This window comes from Pseudomonas sp. DE0010 (genome assembly GCF_007680745.1).
GTDB lineage: Bacteria > Pseudomonadota > Gammaproteobacteria > Pseudomonadales > Pseudomonadaceae > Aquipseudomonas > Aquipseudomonas parafulva_B.
Window position 1 is genome coordinate 1 of sequence record NZ_VEJQ01000315.1, and the last position, 232, is coordinate 232.

Annotated in this window: 1 protein-coding gene; it reads left to right on the forward strand. The window is 71.6% G+C overall.

The window, feature by feature from the left end; translation table 11 throughout:
• Nucleotides 1-232: chorismate-binding protein (locus FS767_RS22675; RefSeq protein WP_178102793.1), on the forward strand; the 232-nt coding region annotated here is incomplete at both ends.

The window sequence follows — 232 nt, forward strand, 5'->3', positions numbered from 1 at the left end:
TATCAGGTCAACTTCGCCCAGCGCTTTCGCGCCCCCTTCCAAGGTTCGCCCTGGACGGCCTACCAGGCCCTGCGCGCCGCCTGCCCGACGCCCTTCTCCGGCTATCTGGCGCTGGAGCGCGGCGCCCTGCTCAGCCATTCGCCAGAGCGCTTCCTGCGGGTCAGCCGCGGCCAGGTGGAAACCCGGCCGATCAAGGGCACCCGGCCACGCCGTGCCGAGGCCGATGCCGATG